This is a genomic window from Geodermatophilus sp. SYSU D00684, assembly GCF_054050455.1.
In genome coordinates this window covers 163918-185662 of record NZ_JBJGZI010000005.1, presented here as the reverse complement: position 1 = coordinate 185662, position 21745 = coordinate 163918, and the positions used below count along the sequence as shown (strand labels likewise).

Sequence of the window (21745 nt, the reverse complement as noted above, 5' to 3'; positions counted from 1 at the left end):
AGTCTCACACCCGGGGTGTGTCGCGCGACACGCGGGTTACTCGCCGGTCACCTCGGCCAGAGCACCGACTGGGTGCACCGGAACAGCGCGAGGGTCTTCCCGGCGTCGGAGGCGACGACGGCGTCCCACACCTGCGTCGTCCGGCCGGCGTGCACGTTCGTCGCGACCGTGCGCAGCCGGCCCTCGCGGAGCGTGCCGAGGAAGTTGCTCTTCAGCTCGATGGTCGTGAACCCGGCCGACCCGTCCGGCAGCAGCGCGCGGGTGGCCAGGCCGCAGGCGGTGTCGGCCAGCGCGACGACGGTGGCCGCGTGCAGGTAGCCGTTGGGCGCGAGCAGCTCCGGGCGCACGTCGAGGGCGGCCTCGAGCCGGCCCGGCTCGTGCGCGGTGACCGCCAGCCCGATCAGCCCGGGCAGGGTGCCCGGCAGCAGGGTGTTGAGCTCGTCGGCGGTGAGGAACCCGGGAGCGGCCATGGCCGCGACCGTAGCGCCGCCCGAGCGGGGGACCCGGCCGCGTCAGGAGGCGGTGGAGTCGGCCCGCGACCGGCGGAAGCGGCGGCGGTGGGTGCGGACCCGCTCGCCGTCGGTGCGGCGACGCAGGTGCAGTCGCTCGCGGTGGGCCTCGGCCGAGTGGACGACGGTGACCGGGCACGGCGCGTGCAGCACGCACTGCAGGCCCGTCGAGCCGAGCAGCACGCTGGAGAACCCGCCGTGCCCCCGGCTGCCGACCACCAGCAGGTCCGCGCCCTCCGACTCCCGGACCAGCCCCTCGGCCGCCGAGCCGAGGACGGCCGTCACGTGGATCACCGGGTGCGGCCCCGGGACCTCGCGGAGCACCTCCTCGACGAACCTCTCGGCCCGCTCCACCGCCGCCGCCTCGGCCCGGTCGTAGTGGACGTCGCCGACCACGTCGAAGTCCATCCACGCCTCGGGCGGGCGGTACACGGTGACCGCCTCGACGGGCACGTCCCGGCGGACGGCGTCGTCGAGGGCGAACCGCAGCGCGGCCCGCGCCCCCGCCGACCCGTCGACGCCCACCACCACCCGCGGCCCGTGGGCCCGGGACTCCTCGACGCCTGCGGCCTGCTCGGTCATGACGGCCTCCCCGGCACCGTCCCCGCGGGACCCGGCGCCCCGGCGGGCGACCCGAGCATGATCCGTCCGGCCGCGCGGCGGAAGGGGTCTCCGTCGCGCCCGTCGGGGGCCGCCGTCCCCACGGTGTGGTGCCCGGCCTCGCGCTGCGGGGTGAGGTCGGGCACCGCGCGGTGAGGACGGGCGGTGGACGGCGGACGGCGCCCGGCCGGCTCAGGCCAGGCCGCGGGTGGTCCGCGCCGGCGGACGGTCGCCGCGGATGGAGGCCACCATGTCCAGCGTCTGGCGGGTCGCGGCGACGTCGTGGGCGCGGAACACGCGGGCGCCCAGCCACGCGCTGACCGCCGTCGCCGCGAGCGTGCCGGTCAGCCGCTGGTCGAGCGGGACGTCGAGGGTCTCCCCGACGAAGTCCTTGTTCGACAGCGCCACCAGCACCGGCCAGCCGGTGGCCACCAGCTCGCCGAGCCGGCGGGTGGCCTCCAGCGAGTGCCGGGTGTTCTTGCCGAAGTCGTGGCCGGGGTCGACCAGCACCCGCTCGCGGTCCACGCCGGCGGCGACCGCGGCCTCGGCCAGCGCCGTCGTCCGGGCGACGACGTCGGCCACCACGTCGTCGTACCGCACCCGGTGCGGCCGGGTCCGCGGCGGCAGGCCGCCGGCGTGCGTGCACACGATGCCCGCGTCCGCCTCGGCCGCGACCCCCGCCAGCTCGGGGTCGACGCCGCCCCACGCGTCGTTGACGACGTCCGCCCCCGCGGCGAGCACCTCCCGGGCCACCTCGGCCCGCCAGGTGTCGATCGAGATCGGCAGGTCCGGGTGGGCGGCGCGGATGGCGGCGACCAGGTCCACGGTGCGGCGGATCTCCTCGGCGGGGGAGACCTCCGCGCCGGGGGCGGCCTTCACCCCGCCGACGTCGACCATGTCCGCGCCCTCGGCCACCACCCGGTCCACCCGCTCGACGGCGGCGGCGAGCTCGTAGGTCGCCCCGCGGTCGTAGAAGGAGTCCGGCGTGCGGTTGACGATCGCCATGACCACCAGCCCGCCGTCGGGCACGTCCCGCCGGCCCAGTCGCAGCACCCCGTCGCCTCCGTCCCGGCCGATGTGGTGGAGTCAGCCAACCAGACCACCGGCGGTCCGGACCGAGGGACACAGGAGGACAGGCGATGGCGCAGACCACCGTGGACGGCGTCGAGGGTGTGCAGGGGCTCGTCGGCCAGCACCTGGGCTACAGCGACTGGGTCGAGGTCACCCAGGAGCAGGTGAACCAGTTCGCCGACGCGACCGGCGACCACCAGTGGATCCACGTCGACCCCGAGCGGGCGAAGAGGGAGAGCCCCTTCGGCGGGCCGATCGCGCACGGCTACCTGACGCTGTCGCTCATCCCCTCGCTGGTGCCGCAGATCGTGGAGATCACCGGCTTCCGCATGGGCGTCAACTACGGCACCGAGAAGGTGCGCTTCCCCTCGCCGGTGCCGGTGGGCAGCCGGGTGCGGGCGGGCGCGACGCTGGCCTCGGCGACGCCGTTCGAGGGCGGCATCGCGATGAACATGGACGTCACCGTCGAGGTCGAGGGCGCGTCCAAGCCGGCGATGGTCGCGACCGTCGTCTACCGCCGCTACCTGTAGGCCGGGCGGTGCACCTCCGCGGACGTGCACCGTGCACGTCCGCGGAGGTGCCCGACCTCAGTTCACGATCGACTGGTTGACCAGGGCCCGCAGGTAGGCCCGGATGGGCAGCGTGCTCGAGGGCAGCAGCTGCGTGTAGAAGCTGACGACGACGTCCTCGACCGGGTCGACGTAGAACGCCGTCGACGCCGCCCCGCCCCAGCTGTAGTCGCCGACGCTCGCGACGCCGCCGTAGCGTGCCGGGTCCAGCACCATCGAGAAGCCCAGCCCGAAGCCGACCCCGCGCAGTGGCGTCTCGGCGAACAGCGGCCGGCCGAAGGTCTCCAGGTCCTGGTCGCCGGGCAGGTGGTTGCGGACCATGTGCGCCAGCGTCCGCGGGCCGAGCAGCCGCCCGCCGTCGAAGGAGCCGCCGCGGCGCAGCATCTCGCAGAACCGCAGGTAGTCACCCGCGGTGGAGACCAGCCCGCCGCCGCCGGACAGGAACGTGGGCTTCCGGTGCGCCGCCTCGCCCATGGCGTCGATCGGTGCGAACGCGGTGGCCGGGCCGCCGGGCTGCCCGGGGACCGCGGCGTAGAGGCGGGCCAGCGAGGCGACGTCGTCGTCCTGGCGCAGGCCGAAGGAGGTGTCGGTCATGCCCAGCGGGCGGAAGACGCGCTCCTCGAAGAAGACGTCGAGGGTCTGCCCGGAGACGACCTCCACGAGCCGGCCGAGCACGTCGGTGGAGACGCCGTAGTTCCACTCCGACCCGGGCTGGAAGACCAGCGGCACCGACGCCCACTGGCGGCACGCCTCGGCCGAGTCGACGCCGGGCGGGGTGCCCCACTCGTGGCCCATCGCGCGGTACATGGCGTCGACCGGGTGGGCGTGGTGGAAGCCGTAGGTGAGCCCGGAGGTGTGCGTCAGCAGGTGCCGGACGCGGATCGGCTCGACCTGCGGCTGGGTGACCGGCTTCTGCGCCGACCCGGCGACGTAGACGCGGGTCCCGGCGAACTCCGGCAGCCACCTGGCGATCGGGTCGGTGAGCTCGAAGGCCCCCTCCTCGTACAGCATCATCGCCGCGACCGAGGTGACCGGCTTGGTCATGGAGAAGATCCGCCAGCGGGTGTCCTCCTCGACCGGCAGGCCGTTCTCGACGTGGCGGGAGCCGTACCGCCCGACGTGGGCGAGCCGGCCGTGCCGCGACACCGTGACCAGGAAGCCGGGCAGCTGCCCGTCGTCGACCCAGCGGGCCAGCCGCCTGTCCAGGCGCTCCAGCCGGCCGGCGTCGAGGCCCACCTCGGCCGGGTCGGTCTCCAGGGTCAGTCCGCTCGCCACGTGCTCCTCCGTCCCGGCACCGTCGCCCTCGGGCGGCGCCTGCCTGCGCATCCTGACCCACGGGACGTGGGCGAGGTCACAGGGGGCAGGCGCCGCCCCGGCGGGGGTCCCGGCGGATCAGACCGGCACGTTGCTCGCGGCCTTCTTGAGGTTCGAGCCGGCGGTCACCTTCACGGTGTTGGCCGCGGGGATCTCGATGGACTCACCGGTCTGCGGGTTGCGGCCGGTGCGCGCGGAGCGCTGGGTCCGCTCGACGGTGAGCAGGCCGGAGACGGCCACCTTCTCGCCGCGGGTGATCGCCTCGACGAGCTCCTCCTGCAGGCCGCTGAGCACCGCGTCGACGGTGGAGCTGGGGACGTCGGCGCGCTTGGCGATGGCGGAGACGAGTTCGGCCTTGTTCACGGGGTTCCTCTCAGGACGTCGCGACCGCGCGGTTCGGCGGCCGCCGGGTGGGCGCCGACCGCGGGTCCGCGGCGGCGGCCCCGGGCGGGTGCCCGGGACGGACCGGTCCCCGTCGGGGGGCCGGCCCGGGGCACCGTGACACGCCGACGGGGCATCTGACCAGTGCACGGGCCTGATCACGACCCTACGGACCCGCCGGTCCCACCCGTCCCGGGGGCGGGTGGACCCCCCGCGACACAGCGTGAGCGGTGTGCCGCAGTTCCCCGGGACCGCCCCGGACCGTCAGCGACCCGTGCCCGGGCGGCGACGTGTCCGGCCGGACCGCCGACGAGGGTCAGGCGGCGCGGATGCGCGCGCAGACGGCCGCCACCAGCTCCGGGCCGACCTCGGCCAGCCCGTGGTGGGCCGCGGCGTGCCCGGCGACCTGGCCGAGGATCCCGGCGTCGTCGGCGGCGGTGAACGAGGCGGTGCAGCCGGGGACGACGTCCCCGCAGCTGAAGGTCTTCACCGGGCGGTTCCTCTCGTGGGGTGGGCGGTGCGGTCGGTCAGCGGGCGGCGGCCGCCGACGCCAGGTCCTCGACGCGCAGCAGGCCCACCACGGCGCCGGCGGCGTCGGTGCAGACCACGGGGTCGAAGCGCTGGGCCGGCGAGCGGGTCAGCGCCCGCTGCAGGGTGGCGGTGACGTCGTCGGTCGGCTTGGCGCGCAGCGACACCGGGGCGGTGTGCGCCTGCCCGGTGCGCGGATCGGTCAGCCGCAGGGCCAGCGGCTCGCCCTGCGGGCCCACGAGGACGACCGGCGGGACACCGGGGAAGGCCTCGGTGACCTCGCACTGGCGCACCGGCCGCAGCAGGCTCGCGACGGTGGACGCCGTCCGGGCGCGGGCGGCGCAGCCGCGGACCAGCGCGACGACGTCCGGGTCCAGCGGCGCGAACCCGGGCGCGGGACGGCCGAGCAGCCACCCCTGCGCCAGCGGCACGCCGAGCCGGCAGAAGGCGGCCAGCTCGCCGCGGGTCTCGATGCCCTCGGCGAGGAGCCAGGCGTCGATCCGGCCGGCGAACTCGCCGACCATCTCGGCCAGCGCCATGCGCACCGGGTCGGTGTCGGCACCGGCGACCAGGGAGCGGTCGAGCTTGACCAGCTGGGGCCTCAGGGCGGCCAGCTGCTGCAGGCCCGACCAGCCCGAGCCGGTGTCGTCGAGGGCGACCAGCGCGCCCCGCGCCCGCAGCGCGGCGACCTGGACCCGCAGCGCGCCCAGGTCGTCGACCGGCGCGTGCTCGGTCAGCTCGACGACGACGCGGTGCAGGTCCGGGCGGGTGGCCAGCGCCTCCTGCACCGGCGCCGTGCCGAGCAGGTGCGGGCCGACGTTGACGGTGAGGAAGGTGTCCGCGGGCAGGTCCGGGACGGCGGCCAGGGCCTTGTGCAGGGCCAGCGCCTCGAGCTCGGCGGCGATCCCGGCGTCGGCGGCCGCGGCGAACCACACGTCCGGGCCGGCGGTGCCCGGGAAGCGGGACAGCGCCTCGTACCCGGCCACGCGGGCCCGCGCGAGGTCGACGATCGGCTGGAAGACCAGCGTGAGGTCGTCGGGGTCGGCGAGCAGGGGGCGGCAGTCGGGCAGCCGCCGCGTCAGCATCCCCGTCATGCCGTAGGGGTCGGCCGCGGACGCCGTCCGCCCGACCCCTCCGGCGACGGCCCTCACCCGGGCGGGGGACCGCGGACGCCACCCGGACGGCGCCGTCCGTCCGGCCGCCTCCCGTGGCACCATGGACGGCTGCGGCCGTCCGGTCGCGTGAGGACAGGAGGGCCGTGACCGTCCCCCTGCCGTCGGCGCCCGACGACGTCCTGCAGGACCCGCACCGCGTCGCCGCCGCCCGCCGCCTGCTCCTCGAGGTGCCCGGTCCCGCCGCCTACGACCGGCTGTCCGGGCTGGCCGCGCGGCTGCTCGACGTCGGCCACGCGAAGGTCACCCTGTTCATCGAGCGGGACACCGTGATCGGCGGGCACGGCCTGCCGCCCGGCGTGGTCGGCGGGCGGGCGCTGCTCACCGGCGCGTTCTCCGAGCGCGTCGTGCGCGAGGGACGGGCGCTGGCGGTGTCCGACGCGCGGGCCGACCGCGTGCTGGCCGCCCTGCCCGCCGTCACCTCCGGCGAGGTCGTGGCCTACCTGGGCACGCCGCTGCTGTCCGCGTCCGGCTTCGTCGTCGGCGCGCTCGCCGTCTACCACCCCGGGCCGCGCACCTGGGAGCCCGACGACGTCGCGCTGCTGGAGCACCTGGCCGCCGCGGTGGTGGCCGAGCTGGAGCTCTCGGCGGCCCGCTCCGCCATCGGCGTGTCCCGCACCCGGCTGGAGGTCGCCCTCGAGGCCAGCGAGATCGGCATCTGGGAGTACGACCTGCGCACCGGGGCGCTGCACTGGGACGAGCGCTGCGCGGCGGTGCACGGCCTCGAGGGGCCCCTGGACATCCTCGACGTCGACCGGATGCTCGCCGAGCGGATCCACCCCGACGACCACGCCGCGGTGCGGACGGCCATGGCCCAGGCGCTGGCCGGCGCCGGCGAGTACGCCGTCGAGGCCCGCGCCCTGCACGCCGACGGCAGCGTGCGGTGGACGGTGTCCCGCGGCCGCGTGGTGCGCGACTCCCGCGGCGAGCGGGCGCGGGTCCTCGGCACCGTCCTCGACGCCACCGAGGCCCGCGAGCAGGCCACCCGCCGGATGGCGGCGGTGCAGCGGGCCGCCGCCGTCGCCGAGGTCGCCGCGGAGCTGGCCAACGCGACCGCGCTGTCGCAGCTGGCCGAGATCGCGCTGCGGGGCGCCCGGGTGCTCGGGGCGTCCTCCAGCGCGCTGGCCGCCTTCGACGGCGACGGCGCGCTGCGGCTGCACCTCGCCCGCGACCTGGCCGACACCGTGGCCAGCGCCGCCGCGGAGGCCGACGTGGAGCTGCCGGCCGAGGCCCTCGTGATCGAGCTCGACGACACGCTGCCCACCCAGTACGCCGCCCGGCACGGCGAGCGGCTGGTCTTCGCCGACCTCGACGAGGCCGTGGCCCGGTTCCCGCAGATGGCCGAGGTCGGCGCCGCGCTCGGCCTGCGCGCGCTCGCCGCGCTGCCGCTGCGGGTCGAGGGCCGGCTGCTGGGCAGCTTCGTCGTCCTCTGGGACACCGAGCACGTCTTCGCCGACGACGACGTCGAGCTGCTCGACGCGCTGACCGCGCAGATCGCGCTGAGCGTCTCCCGGCTGCGGTCCCAGGCCGAGCGCGCCGAGGCCGTCCACGCCATGGCCGAGGCCAACCAGCGGCTGCAGCTGCTGGCCGACGCCGGCCGGGTGCTCTCGGGCAGCCTCGACATCGGCGAGCAGCTGGAGCAGCTGGCCGACCTCGTCGTGCCGGCGCTCGCGGACTGGTGCTGGATCGTCGTCACCGAGGAGCAGGGCCGGCTGCACGAGGTGGCCTGGGCGCACCGCGACCCGGCCCGCCGCGACGACGTCGCCGCCTACGTGCACGCGATGATCCACGGGATGAGCGACGAGCACGCCGCTCGGGTGGTCACGCGCACCGGCCGCCCGCTCGTGGTCCCGGAGCTGGACGCCGCCCGGATCGCCCGGTCGCTGCCGGACCCGGCCGACCAGGAGACGCTGCTGCGGCTGGCGCCCGGCTCGGCGCTGATCGTGCCGCTGGTGGCGCGGGGGCGGGTCATCGGCGCCCTGGGCACCGCCAACGACGCCGCGCGCGGGCCGCACACGCCGGGTGAGGTCGAGACCGCGATCGAGGTCGGCCGCCGGGCGGGGCTGGCCCTGCAGGCGGCCCGCCTCTACGAGCAGCAGCGGGACCTCGCCGACGCCCTGCAGCACAGCATGCTCACCGCGCCGCCCCGGCCCGAGGGCTGCGAGATCGTCGTCCGGTACGTGCCGGCGTCGGAGGGCGCGGACATCGGCGGCGACTGGTACGACGCGTTCGTCGAGGCCGGCGGCGCGGTGGTGCTCGCGATCGGCGACGTCGTCGGGCACGACCGGCACGCCGCCGCGGCGATGGGCCAGCTGCGCGGGCTGCTGCGCGGCATCGGCTACGCCGGCGGGGGCTCACCGGCCGAGGTGCTCGCCGGGCTCGACCGCGCCGCGGCCGGGCTGGCGCTCGGGACGATGGCCACCGCGGTCCTCGCCCGGCTGGAGCGCACCGACGGCGGCGGCGCACGGCTGCGCTGGTCCAGCGCCGGGCACCCCCCGCCGGTCCTCGTCCTGCCCGGCGGCGGCGTGCGCGTGCTGGACGAGGGGACCGCGGACCTGCTGCTCGGCGTCGACCCGCGCCGTGCGCGCGCCGACCACGACTGCGAGCTGCCCGTGGGCAGCACGGTGCTGCTCTACACCGACGGGCTGGTCGAGCGGCGGGACCGCGACCTCGACGCCGGCACCGCCGCCCTCACCGCCGCGCTGGGCGAGTTCGGCGACCTCCCGCTCGCGGAGCTGTGCGACCGGCTGCTCGGGCGGATGGTCCTGCCCGGCGCCGAGGACGACGTCGCGCTGCTCGCCATCCGCGTCGAGCGATGACATCGCGGTCCTCCGGACCGCACCGCGGCCACGTGCCGTCCCCGACCTGAGCTGAGCCCTGCGGTCGCGTCCCTTCTCGGGGACCCTCCGGGCCCCGCTCGTCGGTCGCACCGCGGCCACGTGCCGTCCCCGACCTGAGCTGAGCCCCCTCGTCGCCTCGATCGCGGGACCCTCCGGGCCCCACTCCTCGACGACAGGCACCCTCAGAGGGCGGCGACCTCGTAGGTGTGCCCGGCCGCGCGCAGCCGCTCGACCAGCACGCCGTCCAGCGCCGTCGCGGGGGTCAGCGACCCGGCCCGGTCCGGCAGCCGCTCCCCGTCGAGCGCCAGGGCCAGCCCCACCTCGCCGAGCATCACCGACGTCGCCTTGTAGCCGGGGTCGCCCTGCCCGGCCACGGTCGCCCGGTAGCGGCGGCCGCTCTCGGTGTCGGCGTCGACGACCATGCGGAAGAAGCCTCTCTCCCGCACCGCCTCGCTCGGCCCGCTGCCGGGCGCGGGGAGCACGCGGTCGAGCAGGGCCCGGGTGGGCGGGAAGGACATCGCGCCGAGCGCCGCGGCGAGACCGGTGGTGACGCCGGCGGCAGCCAGGACGCCGGGGATCCCGCGGCCGGTGCTCATCGACTCGCCGTAGCGCAGGCCGCGGCCGTAGGCCCAGTCCTGCAGCGCGTTGCTGCGGCGCACGATCCGGGTGTTGAACGGGGCCATGACGAACGGCGCGGTCCACCGGCCCTCGGCGGCGAGCGCGGGCGGCATGGCGTCCGGCGGCTGCCGGGTGTCCGGCTCGGCGGCGCGGTCGGGGGAGAGGGCGTACGGGTCGCCGATCACCTTCCGCACCGCCCGGTCGGTGGCCATCGCCTCGACCTGCGCGCGCATCGAGTCGACCGTGCCGCCGCTGAACCCGCCGCGGACGGTGGCGACCAGGCGGACGTCGGTGAGCCCGCCCGCGCCGTCGGCCCGGGCCCGCTCGGCGAGCAGGAACACCGACAGGTCCGACGGGATGGAGTCGTAGCCGGCGGCGTGCACGAGGCGGGCGCCGGTCTCCCGCGCGACGGCGTCGCAGCGGTCGATGGCCTCGCGGACGAACAGCACCTCTCCGGTGAGGTCGGCGTAGTGCGTGCCCGCCCGGGCGCAGGCCTCCACCACCGGCAGGCCGTAGCGGTGGTACGGGCCGACCGTGGTGACCAGCACCCGGGTGCCCTCCGCCATGCGGGTCAGCGCCGCCGGGTCGCCGGAGTCGGCCTCGAGCAGCGGCCAGTGGCGGGCCGGCTCCGGCAGGTCGGCCGCGGCGGCGGTCAGCTTCTCCCGCGACCGGCCGGCGAGGGCCACGCGCAGGTCGGGCGGCGCGGCCTCGGCCAGGTAGGCGGCGACCAGGCGGCCGACGAAGCCGGTGGCGCCGAAGAGGACGACGTCGTGCTCCCGCTCGGGCATGCGGCTCATCCTGCCGGGCGGCTCCGGCTCACCGCATCCGGCGGCGGAGGACCCGGCGGCGCCCGTCCGGCCGCCCGGACCGGTCGCGGGCCGCCAGCCGGCTGCGGGCGCGGCCGGGGAGGTCGACGGCGACCGGCGCCTCCCACCCGCGCCACACCGACAGCACCCGCAACGCCGCCACGAACGCGATCACCAGCAGCGCCACCGGGATGGGGTCCACGCCGAGCGGCCCGGCCAGCAGGGTGAGCAGGGTGGCGCCGAGCAGCGCGGCGACGGCGTTGTAGGGCCCCGGCTGCACGATGTCGGCGCGCTGGGCGAGCAGCACGTCGCGGATCACCGCCCCGCCGACCGCCGTCAGGGTCCCGATGAACACCACCGAGGCGCTGGGCAGGCCGGCGAGCTGGGCCTTCTGTGCGCCGATGACGGTGAACAGGCCGAGGGTCAGCGCGTCGAGCACCACCAGCAGCGCGGTGAGCCGGGACAGCCAGCCGGAGAAGAAGAAGGTCACCGCCGCGGTGATGGCCACGGCGGGCAGGTAGGCGCGGTTGGTCAGCGCCACCGGCGGCCCCTCGGCGAGCAGCACGTCGCGGATCAGCCCGCCGCCGAGGCCGCCGCTGACCGCGAGCAGCAGGACCCCGGAGACGGCGAAGCCCTCCCGGGCGGCCAGCAGCCCGCCGGTGAGCGCGCCGACGACGATCGCGGCGAGGTCGACCGCGGCCGGGACGCGCAGCGTCTCGGTGGCCGCCGCGAGGGTGCTCACGAGGGTCCATCCTCCCGCCCGGCCCCGCGCCGCCCGGGACCCGGCCCCCCGGACGGGTGAGACGGCGCTCGACCCGCGGCCCGGTCCGTCCGATGAGGCAGCCATGAGCAGGTCCCGGAGCGCGACGGCGGCCGGCACCCGGCTGTTCGCCGCCTACGCCGCGGCCGGCCTGGTGCCGGTCGTCGTGCTGGGCGCGGTCCTCGCGGCGGGCATCCGGCAGGACGCCGTCGACCGCGCGCTGGAGTACGGCCACGCGCAGGCCGCGGTGGTCGAGGAGATGGCCATCGCCCCCGCGCTGCGCGGGCAGGACCTCGGCACCGGGCTGACCGGTGCCGAGCGCGAGCGGCTGCAGGCGGCCACCGACCTCGCCGTCTTCCGCGGCTCGATCCTGCGGCTGCGGCTGCGGGACTTCGCCGGCACGGTCGTCTTCGCCGACGACGGGGCCACCGGTCCCGAGACCGCGCTGCCCGACTACCCCGCCGGCGAGGACGTCGTCCCCGCGGCCGGCGCCGCGTTCGCCTCGGCCGCGGCCGGCGGGACCGACGTCGCCCTGCTCGACGACGACGGCCTGGCCGTGGGCCGGATGATCCGCGTCCTGCAGCCGATCGTCGCCGACACCTCCGGCCGCTCGGTCGGCGTGCTCGAGCTGCTGCTGCCCTACGACACCGTCGCCGCCCAGGTCGAGGCGGCCACCACCCGCACCTACTGGCGGCTGGGCGCCGGCCTCGGCGCGCTGTACGTGGTGCTCGCCGGGATCTCCTGGTCGACCACCCGCCGGCTGCGCCGCCAGGCCGCGCAGGCCGCCCACGACGCGCTGCACGACCCGCTGACCGGCCTGGCCAACCGCGAGCTGTTCGCCCGCCGGGTGGCCGCCGAGGTCGGCCGCGGCGCCCCGGCCGCCGTCGTCCTCGTCGACCTCGACCGGTTCAAGGAGGTCAACGACACCCTCGGCCACCACGCCGGTGACCAGCTGCTGCGCGAGGTGGGCCGGCGGCTGTCGGCCACCGTGCGGGCGGAGGACACCGTGGCCCGCCTGGGCGGTGACGAGTTCGGCCTGCTACTGCCCGGCATGGACGACGCCGGCGCCGCCCGCGAGCTGGTGCAGCGGGTCAGCGACGCGCTGTCGGTGGAGACCGTGGTCGACGGCGTGCCGCTGGCGGTCGAGGCCAGCTGCGGCATCGCCATGCACCCGGCCGACGCCACCGACGTCGAGACGCTCATGACCTGCGCCGACGCCGCCATGTACCAGGGCAAGCGCGGCGCGACCGGCGTCGTCGTCTTCGACCCCCGCGCCACCGCCCCGTCGCCGCACTCGCCGGCGCTGCAGCACGACGTGCGCCGCGCGCTGGAGGACGGCGACCTGCGCCTGCACTACCAGCCGCAGGTGGACCTGGCCTCCGGCGCCACCGTCGGCGTCGAGGCGCTGCTGCGCTGGCAGCACCCGCAGCGCGGGCTGATCGGCCCCGGCGAGTTCCTGCCGGCGCTGGAGCAGTCCGGCGTCATGGGCGCGCTCACCGAGTGGGTGCTCCGGCAGGCGCTGGCCGACTGCGCCGCCTGGACCGCCGCCGGCGAGGACTGGACCGTCTCGGTCAACGTCTCGGTGCGCAACCTCGAGGCGCCCGGGTTCGCCGCCACCGTCGCCCGGCTCGCCGCCGCGGCCGGGGTGCCGCCGGCGAAGCTGGTCCTGGAGGTCACCGAGACCGCGCTGCCCGCCGACCTCGCCGCCGCCTCGGCCTGCCTGGCCGAGCTCGCCGCGCACGGGTTCGGCGCGGCGCTGGACGACTTCGGCGTCGGCTTCGCCAGCCTGTCGCACCTGCGCTCGCTGGCGCTGGCGGAGGTCAAGGTCGACCGGGCCTTCGTCACCGGGGTGGACGTCTCGGCCGAGGACGCCGCCGTCGTGCGGTCGCTGGTCGAGCTCGCCCACGGCCTGGGGCTGTCGGTCTGCGCCGAGGGCGTCGAGACGCCCGAGGTCGCCGCCTGGCTGCGGGCGGTCGGCTGCGACCGCGCCCAGGGCTGGCTGTTCTCCCGGCCCCGCCCGTGGCCGGAACTCACCTGCGCGGTCGCGTCCGCGCCCGCCCAGGAGGTCCTCGCGTGACCCGCACCCGCCGTGCCGTCGTCGGCACCGCCGTCCTCGCCGCCACCCTCGTGACCGCCGGGTGCGGGGGAGCCGCCCCGGCGACCGGCGCCGGCCCGGCCGCCGCCGTCGCCGTCGACGAGGAGCTGCACGCCGCGCTCCCCGCCGACGTGCGCGAGGCCGGCGTCCTGACCGTGGCCAACGACCCGTCCTACCCGCCGGCGTCCTCGTTCGGCCCCGACGGGCGGACCATCGTCGGGTTCGAGCCCGACCTCGGCGCCGCGCTCGGCGACCTGCTCGGCGTGGAGGTGCGCTTCGAGGCCTCGCCGTTCGACACGCTGCTCGACGACCTCGCCGCCGACCGGTTCGACCTGGTCATGAGCGCGGTCACCGACACCGCCGAGCGCGAGCAGCAGGCCGACTTCGTCAACTACTTCCGCGCCGGCTCCTCGATCGTCGTCGCGCGCGGCAACCCGCTCGGCATCCACGAGCTGGCCGGGCTGTGCGGCCGCAGCGTCGCCGTCGAGGCCGGGACCGTGCAGGTCGGGCTGCTGGAGCGGGCGCAGACCTCGTGCACGCGGCGCATCGACGTGCACGAGCTGCCCACCAACGACGACGCCCTGCTCGAGCTGCGCACCGGCCGCGCCGACGCCGTCGTCGCCGACTACCCGCCGGCGGTCTACGTGACCACCGACCCGCGGACGCAGAACAGCTACCAGCTGGTCTCCGACACCCAGTACGAGCCCGGGCTGTACGGCATCGCCGTCGCCCCGGAGCGGACCGGGCTGCGCGACGTGCTCACCGAGGCGCTGCAGCGGCTGGTCGACGACGGCGTCTACCAGGAGCTGCTCGACCGCTGGGAGGTCGGGCACGGCGCCGTCGACGCGGTGACCGTCAACGGCGCCCTGCCCGCCGGCAGCTGACCCGGGCTCGCGCTACTGGGCGGGCGCGACCTCCACCGCGGTGGCACTGTCGTTTGGAGTGACGACGGCGGCCTTCAGCCGGGCGTCCTCGGCGGCCATGGCCTCCTGCCGGTCCGACTCCTCCTCGAGGATCGCGGCGTTCTTCCACGCGGCGGGGATGGCGAAGCCGTCGACGAGGGTGACCATGTGCGGCCGCAGCTCGGCGAGCAGGGCGTTCACCGTGGCGGTCAGCGCCTTGGACCGGGCCGGGGTGAGCTGGCCGTGCTCGAGGAACCAGCCCTTGTCCGCCTCGATGGTCGACAGCGCGTAGAGGTCGCACAGGGCCTCGAGCAGCGCCCTCGCGTCCGGGTCGGGAGTCCGCTCGATCCCGGCGACGAACGCCTCGAGCACCACGCGGTCGATGTGCGTGGACGCGGTGCGCAGCACGTGGTCCTGGACGCTGTTGAACACCTGGAAGGGCTCCATGCCGTCGGTGGCGGCGTTCTTCCGCAGCCGCCGGATGGCGCCCTCGAGGGTGTGCTTCTCGCGGAACTCGAACGCCTTCAGCTGCCAGCCGCGGTCGCGCAGCGGCACGTCCTCGTCCCGGCCGGGGACGGCGTCGACGAGCCGGGCGATCAGGCCGCGGGCCGCCGTCCGCTCGAGGACGGTCTCGCGGACCATGTCGGCGACGAACGCGACCCGGCCCCAGCCGTCGAGGGAGCCGAACGCGTCGCGGTAGCCGGTGAGCAGGCCCTTGGCGACCAGCTGCAGCAGGACGGTGTTGTCGCCCTCGAACGTGGTGAACACGTCGGTGTCGGCCTTGAGCTGGGGCAGCCGGTTCTCGGCCAGGTAGCCGGCGCCGCCGCACGCCTCGCGGCACGTCTGGATGGTGCGGGTGGCGTGCCAGGTGCTGGCCGCCTTGAGCCCGGCCGCGCGCGACTCGAGCTCCCGCTGGGCGGCCTCGTCGACCGCCTCGCCGTGCTCGTGCACCGCCGTCTGGACGTCGTGCATGGTGCTGACCAGCTCCTCCTGCGCGAACGCCAGGGCGTAGGAGGTGGCCAGGGCCGGCAGCAGCTTGCGCTGGTGGACCAGGTAGTCGTTGAGCGCGATCTCCCGGTCGCGGCCGGGCGCGGCGAACTGGCGGCGGACCTCGCCGTAGCGGACGGCGATGTCGAGGGCCAGCTTGGTGGCCGAGCCGGCCGAGCCGCCGACGCTCACCCGGCCGCGGACCAGCGTGCCGAGCATGGTGAAGAAGCGGCGGGTCTCGTTCGCGATGCTCGAGGTGTAGGTGCCGTCCTCGGCCACCTGCCCGTAGCGGTCGAGCAGCATCTCCCGCGGCACGCGGACGTGGTCGAAGGACAGCCGGCCGTTGTCGACGCCGAGCAGGCCGGCCTTCGGGCCGTCGTCGCCGATGGTGACGCCGGGCATGGCGTTGCCGTCCTCGTCGCGGATCGGCACCAGCCAGGCGTGCACGCCCCGCGGCTCGCCCTGCGTGACCAGCTGGGCGAAGACGACGGCCATCCGCCCGTCCTTCGCGGCGTTGCCGATGTAGTCCTTGCGCGCGGCCTCGTGCGGAGTGTGCAGGTCGAAGGTCTGCGTCTCGGCGTCGTAGGTACACGTGGTGCGCAGCTGCTGGACGTCGGAGCCGTGGCCGGTCTCGGTCATGGCGAAGCAGCCGGGCAGCGCGAAGCTCATGATGTCGGGCAGGTACGCGTCGTGGTGCCGCTGCGTGCCGAGCAGCTGGACGGCGCCGCCGAACAGGCCCCACTGGACGCCGGCCTTGACCATGAGCGACAGATCGCCGAACGCCAGCATCTCGATGGAGGTCACCGAGCCGCCGGCGTCGGCCTCGCCCCCGTACTCCTCGGGGAAGCCCAGGCCGACGCGGCCGGTGGCGGCGAGCTCGCCGGCCAGCCGGGTGATCCGCTCGCGGGCCTCCTGCACCGACTCGCCGTAGACCGGGGCGTACTTCGGGTCGCCGAGCTGCTCGCGGGCGTCGTGGCGCACGTGCGCCCACCGCCCGTCGAGCACCTCCTGGAGGCGCGCCGGGTCCACGGTGCGGGGGAGGGTGGAGGTCACTTCTTCTCCTCGGAGGTGGGGACGGGCTCTCCCGGCACCAGGCTGCGCAGCCCGGCCCAGGCGAGGTCGGTGAGGTGGGCGGCCAGGTCGCCCCGGGGCATCGGCCGGTCGGCGCGCAGCCACCAGTCGGCGGCGGCGCGGACCAGCCCGACCAGCCCGTGCCCCCAGGGCGCGGCGGCCGCGGGGTCGCGGCCGGCCTGCTCGAGGGCGACGGCCACCAGCGCGGCGGCCTGGTCGCCGACCAGGTCGGACAGCGTGCTGACCGGGTCGGCGTCGACCGGCCGGTCCAGCAGCGGGTGGGCGACGACGAAGCGGTAGAGCTCCGGGTCGGCCTCCAGGAACGCCAGGTAGGTCTCGACGGCGGCGGCCACCATCCGGCGCGGGTGGTCGGTGCTGGTCATCGCCGCGCGCAGCTTCTCGGTGAGCTGGGCCGCGACCCGGTTGCAGACGGCGACGTAGAGCTCGCTGCGATCGGCGAAGTGCCGGTAGACGACGGTCTTGCTGGTGCCGGCCTCGGCGGCGATCTCGTCCATGCCGACGCCCGCGCCGTGCTTGCCGACCGCGGCGACGGTGGCGTCCACCAGCTGCTCGCGGCGGGCGCGGCGGTGCTCGTCCCACCGCGAGTCCCGGCGGTCGCGCCGCCGGGTCGCCGTCTCGGCTTTCATGTAACCGACGGTACCGTGTACCGTCGGTACCGGCCACTCCGTCCGCCGTTCGCCCGCGAACGGCGCTCCAGGGACCCCCGGAGGTCACCGATGAGCTCGCACCGGACCCGGCGGGCCGCCGTCCTCGGCGGCAACCGCATCCCGTTCGCCCGTTCCAACTCCCGCTACGCGCAGGCGTCCAACCAGGACATGCTCACCGCCACCCTGGACGGTCTGGTCGCGCGCTTCGGGCTGCAGGGGGAGCAGGTGGGCGAGGTCGTCGCCGGCGCGGTCCTCAAGCACTCGCGCGACTTCAACCTCACCCGCGAGTCGGTGCTCGGCTCGACGCTGTCGGCCGCCACCCCGGCCTACGACGTGCAGCAGGCCTGCGGCACCGGCCTCGAGGCGGCGGTGCTGGTCGCCAACAAGATCGCCCTCGGCCAGATCGAGTCGGGCATCGCCGGCGGCGTCGACACCACCTCCGACGCGCCGCTCGCCGTCCACGAGGACCTGCGCCGCGTGCTCATCCGGCTCAACTCGGCGAAGACCCTGGGCCAGCGGCTCAAGGCGCTGCGCGGCCTGCGCCCCGGCCAGCTGGTGCCCGAGATCCCGCGCAACACCGAGCCGCGCACCGGCCTGGCGATGGGCGACCACGCCGCCATCACCGCGGAGGAGTGGCAGATCGGCCGCGAGGAGCAGGACGAGCTGACCGTCCGCTCGCACCGCAACCTCGCCGCCGCCTACGACCGCGGCTTCCTCGACGACCTGGTCACCCCCTACCTGGGCCTGACCCGCGACCAGAACCTGCGGCCGGACACCTCGCTGGAGAAGCTCGCGACGCTCAAGCCGGTCTTCGGCGAGGGCCCCGGCGCCACCATGACGGCGGGCAACTCGACGCCGCTCACCGACGGGGCCTCGGCCGTCCTGCTGTCCTCCGACGAGTGGGCCGTCGAGCACGGGTTCCCGGTGCTCGCCCACCTCGTCGACGCGCAGACCGCCGCCGTCGACCACGTGCACGGCGGCGAGGGCCTGCTCATGGCGCCGGCCTACGCGGTGCCCGTGATGCTCGCCCGCAACGGCCTGACGCTGCAGGACTTCGACTTCTACGAGATCCACGAGGCGTTCGCGTCCACCGTGCTCTCGACGCTCAAGGCGTGGGAGGACCCGGCGTTCTGCAAGGAGCGGCTGGGCCTCGACGCCCCGCTGGGCGCGATCGACCGCGACCGGCTCAACGTCAACGGCTCGTCGCTGGCGGTCGGGCACCCGTTCGCCGCGACCGGCGGCCGCATCGTCGCGACCCTGGCCAAGACGCTGCACGAGGCCGGCCCCGGCAGGCGCGGCCTCATCTCCGTCTGCGCGGCCGGCGGCCAGGGCGTCGTCGCGATCCTCGAGTCCTGACCCCCTACCGTGCACTTCCCCGGAAGTGCACGGCGCACTTCCGCGGAAGTGCACGCATCGGAGAGGAACACCCGTGAGCGACTGGTACACGACCTTCGCCAACTCCGGCGTCGGGTCCGGCGTGGTCAGGCAGCTCGGCCTGCCCCGGCCGGCCGTGCTGCGCCGGTACGAGCCCGGGCAGCCGCTGCTGCCCGGCCCGGCCGTCGTCGGGACGGCGGGGGAGGGCCGGCTGGGCGGCACGCTGGCCGCCGTCCTCCGCGACGCCGGCGTGACCGTCCCGGCCGCCGACGACGAGGGCGAGCGGCCCGCCGCCGTCCTGCTCGACGCCACCGGCCTGACCGGGCCCGGGCAGCTGGCCGCGGCGCACACTTTCCTCGCCCCGGCGATCAAGCGGCTGCGGCCGACCGGCCGGGTGCTCGTGCTCGCCGACCCGCCCGCCGACGCCGCCTCCCCGGCCCAGGCCGCGGCCCGGCAGGCCCTGGAGGGGCTGGTCCGGTCGGTGGCCAAGGAGCTGCGCGCCGGGTCGACGGCGAACCTCGTGGTCGTGCCGGAGGGCGCCGAGGCGTCGGTCGGCAGCGCCGTGCGGTTCTTCCTCTCCGGCCGGTCCGCCTACGTCGACGGGCAGGTGCTCACCGTGTCGGCGGCCGACGTGCCCGCGGACGAGGACCCGGTGCGCCCGCTCGCGGGGAAGATCGCCGTCGTCACCGGGGCCGCGCGCGGCATCGGCGCGGCGATCGCCCGGGTCGTGGCCCGCGACGGCGCGCACGTGGTCGCCGTCGACGTGCCGGCGGCGGGGGAGGCGCTGGCCGCGGTGGCCAACGAGGTCCGCGGGACGGCGTTCCAGCTCGACATCACCGCCCCCGACGCCGCCGGGCGGCTGGTCACCCACCTGCGGGAGCGGCACGGCGGGGTCGACGTCGTCGTGCACAACGCCGGGATCACCCGGGACAAGCTGCTGGTCAACATGGACGCCGCCCGGTGGGACTCGGTCATGGCGGTCAACCTGCAGGCGCAGCTGGACCTCACCCGCGCGCTGCTCGACGCCGACGGCCTGCTCCGGCCGGGCGCCCGCGTGGTCGCGGTGAGCTCGCAGTCGGGCATCGCCGGCAACCGCGGGCAGACCAACTACGCGGCGAGCAAGGCCGGCGTCATCGGCATGGTGCGCGCCTGGGCCCCGGAGTTCGCCGGGCGCGGGGCCACGATCAACGCCGTCGCGCCGGGCTTCATCGTCACCGAGATGACGGCGAGGATGCCCTTCGGCACCCGCGAGGTCGGCGCCCGGATCAACTCGCTGCAGCAGGGCGGCCTGCCGGTCGACGTCGCCGAGACGATCGCCTGGCTGTCCTCGCCCACGGCCGCCGGCGTGAACGGGCAGGTCGTGCGCGTGTGCGGCCAGTCGGTGCTGGGCGCCTGATGGTCACCGTGCTCGAGTCGGCGCCGGCGATGGCGCCGCTGTTCGCGCGGGCCGCGCTCACCGCGCGGGGCCGCGGCGGCGACCTGCCGGCCACCCGGCTGGCCCGCCGCGGCGTGACCGTGGACCCGGCCGAGGTGGCCGCCTACGCCCGGGTCTGCGGCTTCCCGCTGGCCGACGCGCTGCCGGTGACCTTCCCCCACGTGCTGACCTTCCCGCTGCAGGTCGCGCTGATGAGCGACCGCGCCTTCCCGCTCGCGCTGCCGGGCCTGGTGCACGTCCGCAACCGGGTCGACGTGCTGCGGCCGGTCGGGCTGGGGGAGGCCCTCGACCTCGAGGTGTGGGCCGAGCGGTTCGCCGTCCACCCGCGCGGCGCGACCGTCGACCTGTGCGCGTCGGTGTCGGCCGGCGGCGCCGAGGTCTGGCGCGGCCGCTCCACCTACCTGGCCCGCGGGGCACGGGCGCCCGAGGGCGCGCCGGCGTCCGACGTCGACGTGACCGTCGGCGATCTGCCCGCGGGGACCATCCGCTGGCGGGTCCCGGGCGACGCCGGCCGCCGCTACGCCCGGGTCTCCGGCGACGTGAACCCGATCCACCTCTCGGCGCTGACCGCCCGGGCCCTCGGCTTCCCGCGGGCGATCGCGCACGGGATGTGGGCCAAGGCGCGGGCGCTGGCCGCGCTGTCGGGCCGGCTGCCCGGGGCGCTCACCGCCGACGTCGGCTTCCGCCGGCCGCTGCTGCTCCCCTCGACGGTCACCCTGGCCACCGCGCCGGTGGACGGCGGGTGGGACCTCGCGGTACGCAACGCCCGGGACGGGTCCGACCACCTCGTGGGCACCGTCCGCCCGCTCTGACCGGAGGAGATGCACCGTGGCCGTGTCGTTCCAGCTCACCGAGGACCAGGTCGAGCTGCAGAAGTGGCTGCACGAGTTCGCCGCGGACGTCGTCCGCCCGGTGGCCGCCGAGTACGACGAGCGCGAGGCGTTCCCGTGGGAGGTGCTCCAGGAGGCGGCGAGGATCGGGCTCTACTCGCTCGACTTCTTCGCCACCCAGTGGTTCGACGAGTCCGGCCTCGGCATCCCGCTCACCATGGAGGAGCTCTTCTGGGGTGACGCCGGGATCGGCCTGGCGATCGTCGGCACCACCCTGGCGGCCGCGTCCGTGCGCGCCAACGGCACCGACGAGCAGGTCGGGCAGTGGATCCCCGCCATGTTCGGCACCGAGGCGGAGCCCAAGGTGGCCGCGTTCTGCTCGTCGGAGCCCGACGCCGGCTCCGACGTCGGGGCGATGCGCACCCGCGCGGTCCACGACGAGGCGGCCGACGAGTGGGTGCTCACCGGCACCAAGACCTGGGCCACCAACGGCGGCATCGCCGACGTCCACGTCGTCACGGCCGTCGTCGACCCGGAGCTGCGGGCCCGCGGCCACGCCAGCTTCGTCGTCCCGCCGGGCACGAAGGGGCTCACCCAGGGGCAGAAGTTCCTCAAGCACGGCATCCGCGCCTCGCACACCGCCGAGGTCGTCCTCGACGGGTGCCGGGTGCCCGGCGACTGCCTGCTCGGCGGCCGCGAGCGGCTCGAGGAGCGGCTGGCCCGGGCGCGGGAGGGCCTGCGCAGCGGCCGCACCCAGCCGTCGATGGCCACCTTCGAACGCACCCGGCCCGGCGTCGGCGCCCAGGCGGTCGGGGTGGCGCGGGCGGCCTACGAGTACGCGCTGGACTACGCGAGGCAGCGGGTGCAGTTCGGCCGGCCGATCATCGAGAACCAGGCGATCGCCTTCATGCTCGCCGACATGAAGACCTCCATCGACGCCGCCCGGCTGCTGGTCTGGCGGGCCGCGTGGATGGCGCGCACCGGCCAGCAGTTCACCTCCGCCGAGGGCTCGATGAGCAAGCTGGTCGCGGGCGAGACGGCGGTGCGGGTGACCGAGCAGGCCATGCAGATCCTGGGCGGCAACGGCTACACGCGCGACTACCCCGTCGAGCGCATGGCCCGCGACGCGAAGATCTACACGATCTTCGAGGGCACCTCGGAGATCCAGCGGCTGGTCATCGCGCGGACGATCTCCGGCGTCCAGATCCGCTGAGC

19 protein-coding genes are annotated in these 21745 nt (G+C 76.2%); 8 read left to right on the top strand and 11 right to left on the bottom strand.

Annotation, left to right across the window (positions count from 1 at the left end):
* Nucleotides 1-47: 47 nt before the first annotated feature.
* The 3 genes from ACI79L_RS05310 to folP form a co-directional block, all read right to left on the bottom strand.
* Complete coding sequence (locus ACI79L_RS05310; protein WP_456935771.1) at nucleotides 48-470, bottom strand: PaaI family thioesterase; 423 nt, start codon at nucleotides 468-470, stop codon at nucleotides 48-50.
* Between the two features lie 42 nt (nucleotides 471-512).
* Complete coding sequence (locus ACI79L_RS05305; RefSeq protein WP_456935770.1) at nucleotides 513-1091, bottom strand: universal stress protein; 579 nt, start codon at nucleotides 1089-1091, stop codon at nucleotides 513-515.
* Nucleotides 1092-1301: 210 nt separating this feature from the next.
* Nucleotides 1302-2162, bottom strand: coding sequence for a dihydropteroate synthase (folP, locus tag ACI79L_RS05300; protein ID WP_456935769.1), 861 nt, complete (start codon nucleotides 2160-2162; stop codon nucleotides 1302-1304).
* Nucleotides 2163-2248: 86 nt separating this feature from the next.
* Between folP and ACI79L_RS05295 the strand changes: the two genes are divergently transcribed.
* Nucleotides 2249-2710, top strand: a complete 462-nt coding sequence (locus ACI79L_RS05295) for a MaoC family dehydratase (protein ID WP_456935768.1) — start codon at nucleotides 2249-2251, stop codon at nucleotides 2708-2710.
* Nucleotides 2711-2767: 57 nt separating this feature from the next.
* On the opposite strand, the gene ACI79L_RS05290 is transcribed toward ACI79L_RS05295, so the two are convergent.
* The 4 genes from ACI79L_RS05290 to ACI79L_RS05275 form a co-directional block, all read right to left on the bottom strand.
* Complete coding sequence (locus tag ACI79L_RS05290; RefSeq protein WP_456935767.1) at nucleotides 2768-4024, bottom strand: serine hydrolase domain-containing protein; 1257 nt, start codon at nucleotides 4022-4024, stop codon at nucleotides 2768-2770.
* Nucleotides 4025-4141: 117 nt separating this feature from the next.
* Nucleotides 4142-4426 (bottom strand): HU family DNA-binding protein, encoded by a 285-nt coding sequence (locus ACI79L_RS05285; RefSeq protein ID WP_456930347.1) that lies wholly within the window; start codon nucleotides 4424-4426, stop codon nucleotides 4142-4144.
* Nucleotides 4427-4760: 334 nt separating this feature from the next.
* Nucleotides 4761-4934, bottom strand: a complete 174-nt coding sequence (locus ACI79L_RS05280) for a DUF1059 domain-containing protein (RefSeq protein ID WP_456935766.1) — start codon at nucleotides 4932-4934, stop codon at nucleotides 4761-4763.
* Between the two features lie 37 nt (nucleotides 4935-4971).
* Complete coding sequence (locus tag ACI79L_RS05275; RefSeq protein ID WP_456935765.1) at nucleotides 4972-6066, bottom strand: EAL domain-containing protein; 1095 nt, start codon at nucleotides 6064-6066, stop codon at nucleotides 4972-4974.
* Nucleotides 6067-6230: 164 nt separating this feature from the next.
* Between ACI79L_RS05275 and ACI79L_RS05270 the strand changes: the two genes are divergently transcribed.
* On the top strand, nucleotides 6231-8963 hold the full coding sequence (locus tag ACI79L_RS05270; RefSeq protein WP_456935764.1) for a SpoIIE family protein phosphatase: 2733 nt from the start codon (nucleotides 6231-6233) through the stop codon (nucleotides 8961-8963).
* A 203-nt stretch (nucleotides 8964-9166) separates the two neighbouring features.
* On the opposite strand, the gene ACI79L_RS05265 is transcribed toward ACI79L_RS05270, so the two are convergent.
* Nucleotides 9167-10390: a saccharopine dehydrogenase family protein gene (locus ACI79L_RS05265; protein WP_456935763.1), complete on the bottom strand. Its 1224-nt coding sequence runs from the start codon at nucleotides 10388-10390 to the stop codon at nucleotides 9167-9169.
* Between the two features lie 28 nt (nucleotides 10391-10418).
* The gene (locus ACI79L_RS05260) at nucleotides 10419-11150 is read right to left on the bottom strand and encodes a trimeric intracellular cation channel family protein (RefSeq protein ID WP_456935762.1); all 732 of its coding nucleotides are present in this window, start codon (nucleotides 11148-11150) and stop codon (nucleotides 10419-10421) included.
* A 103-nt stretch (nucleotides 11151-11253) separates the two neighbouring features.
* Between ACI79L_RS05260 and ACI79L_RS05255 the strand changes: the two genes are divergently transcribed.
* Together ACI79L_RS05255 and ACI79L_RS05250 are read left to right on the top strand one after the other, a co-directional pair.
* Nucleotides 11254-13245, top strand: a complete 1992-nt coding sequence (locus tag ACI79L_RS05255; RefSeq protein WP_456935761.1) for a putative bifunctional diguanylate cyclase/phosphodiesterase — start codon at nucleotides 11254-11256, stop codon at nucleotides 13243-13245.
* A complete protein-coding gene (locus ACI79L_RS05250) occupies nucleotides 13242-14147 on the top strand; it encodes an ABC transporter substrate-binding protein (RefSeq protein ID WP_456935760.1) in 906 nt (301 codons plus the stop codon). The genes ACI79L_RS05255 and ACI79L_RS05250 overlap by 4 nt, the downstream gene beginning before the upstream one ends.
* A gap of 12 nt (nucleotides 14148-14159) precedes the next feature.
* On the opposite strand, the gene ACI79L_RS05245 is transcribed toward ACI79L_RS05250, so the two are convergent.
* Together ACI79L_RS05245 and ACI79L_RS05240 are read right to left on the bottom strand one after the other, a co-directional pair.
* Nucleotides 14160-16205 (bottom strand): acyl-CoA dehydrogenase family protein, encoded by a 2046-nt coding sequence (locus tag ACI79L_RS05245; protein ID WP_456935759.1) that lies wholly within the window; start codon nucleotides 16203-16205, stop codon nucleotides 14160-14162.
* Nucleotides 16202-16870, bottom strand: coding sequence for a TetR/AcrR family transcriptional regulator (locus ACI79L_RS05240; protein WP_456935758.1), 669 nt, complete (start codon nucleotides 16868-16870; stop codon nucleotides 16202-16204). Before ACI79L_RS05240 ends, ACI79L_RS05245 begins: the two co-directional genes overlap by 4 nt.
* A 90-nt stretch (nucleotides 16871-16960) precedes the next feature.
* Here ACI79L_RS05240 and ACI79L_RS05235 point away from each other — a divergent pair, with 90 nt between their 5' ends.
* The 4 genes from ACI79L_RS05235 to ACI79L_RS05220 all read left to right on the top strand — a co-directional run bounded on the left by ACI79L_RS05235 (nucleotide 16961) and on the right by ACI79L_RS05220 (nucleotide 21743).
* Nucleotides 16961-18247 (top strand): acetyl-CoA C-acetyltransferase, encoded by a 1287-nt coding sequence (locus tag ACI79L_RS05235; protein ID WP_456935757.1) that lies wholly within the window; start codon nucleotides 16961-16963, stop codon nucleotides 18245-18247.
* 73 nt (nucleotides 18248-18320) lie between these two features.
* Nucleotides 18321-19661 (top strand): 3-oxoacyl-ACP reductase, encoded by a 1341-nt coding sequence (locus ACI79L_RS05230; protein WP_456935756.1) that lies wholly within the window; start codon nucleotides 18321-18323, stop codon nucleotides 19659-19661.
* Nucleotides 19661-20512 carry a MaoC family dehydratase gene (locus tag ACI79L_RS05225; protein ID WP_456935755.1) on the top strand — a complete coding sequence of 284 codons (852 nt, stop codon included), beginning with the start codon at nucleotides 19661-19663 and terminating at the stop codon, nucleotides 20510-20512. The genes ACI79L_RS05230 and ACI79L_RS05225 overlap by 1 nt, the downstream gene beginning before the upstream one ends.
* Before the next feature lie 16 nt (nucleotides 20513-20528).
* A complete protein-coding gene (locus ACI79L_RS05220; RefSeq protein WP_456935754.1) occupies nucleotides 20529-21743 on the top strand; it encodes an acyl-CoA dehydrogenase family protein in 1215 nt (404 codons plus the stop codon).
* Nucleotides 21744-21745: the final 2 nt, after the last annotated feature.

What these genes read in the sequence shown, in the direction of transcription:
- ACI79L_RS05255 (WP_456935761.1), top strand. Translation starts at nt 11,254, where the DNA reads ATGAGCAGGTCCCGGAGCGCGACGGCGGCCGGCACCCGGCTGTTCGCC.
- ACI79L_RS05265 (WP_456935763.1), bottom strand. Translation starts at nt 10,390, where the DNA reads ATGCCCGAGCGGGAGCACGACGTCGTCCTCTTCGGCGCCACCGGCTTC.
- ACI79L_RS05235 (WP_456935757.1), top strand. Translation starts at nt 16,961, where the DNA reads ATGAGCTCGCACCGGACCCGGCGGGCCGCCGTCCTCGGCGGCAACCGC.
- ACI79L_RS05305 (WP_456935770.1), bottom strand. Translation starts at nt 1,091, where the DNA reads ATGACCGAGCAGGCCGCAGGCGTCGAGGAGTCCCGGGCCCACGGGCCG.
- ACI79L_RS05295 (WP_456935768.1), top strand. Translation starts at nt 2,249, where the DNA reads ATGGCGCAGACCACCGTGGACGGCGTCGAGGGTGTGCAGGGGCTCGTC.
- ACI79L_RS05310 (WP_456935771.1), bottom strand. Translation starts at nt 470, where the DNA reads ATGGCCGCTCCCGGGTTCCTCACCGCCGACGAGCTCAACACCCTGCTG.
- ACI79L_RS05275 (WP_456935765.1), bottom strand. Translation starts at nt 6,066, where the DNA reads ATGACGGGGATGCTGACGCGGCGGCTGCCCGACTGCCGCCCCCTGCTC.
- ACI79L_RS05240 (WP_456935758.1), bottom strand. Translation starts at nt 16,870, where the DNA reads ATGAAAGCCGAGACGGCGACCCGGCGGCGCGACCGCCGGGACTCGCGG.
- ACI79L_RS05225 (WP_456935755.1), top strand. Translation starts at nt 19,661, where the DNA reads ATGGTCACCGTGCTCGAGTCGGCGCCGGCGATGGCGCCGCTGTTCGCG.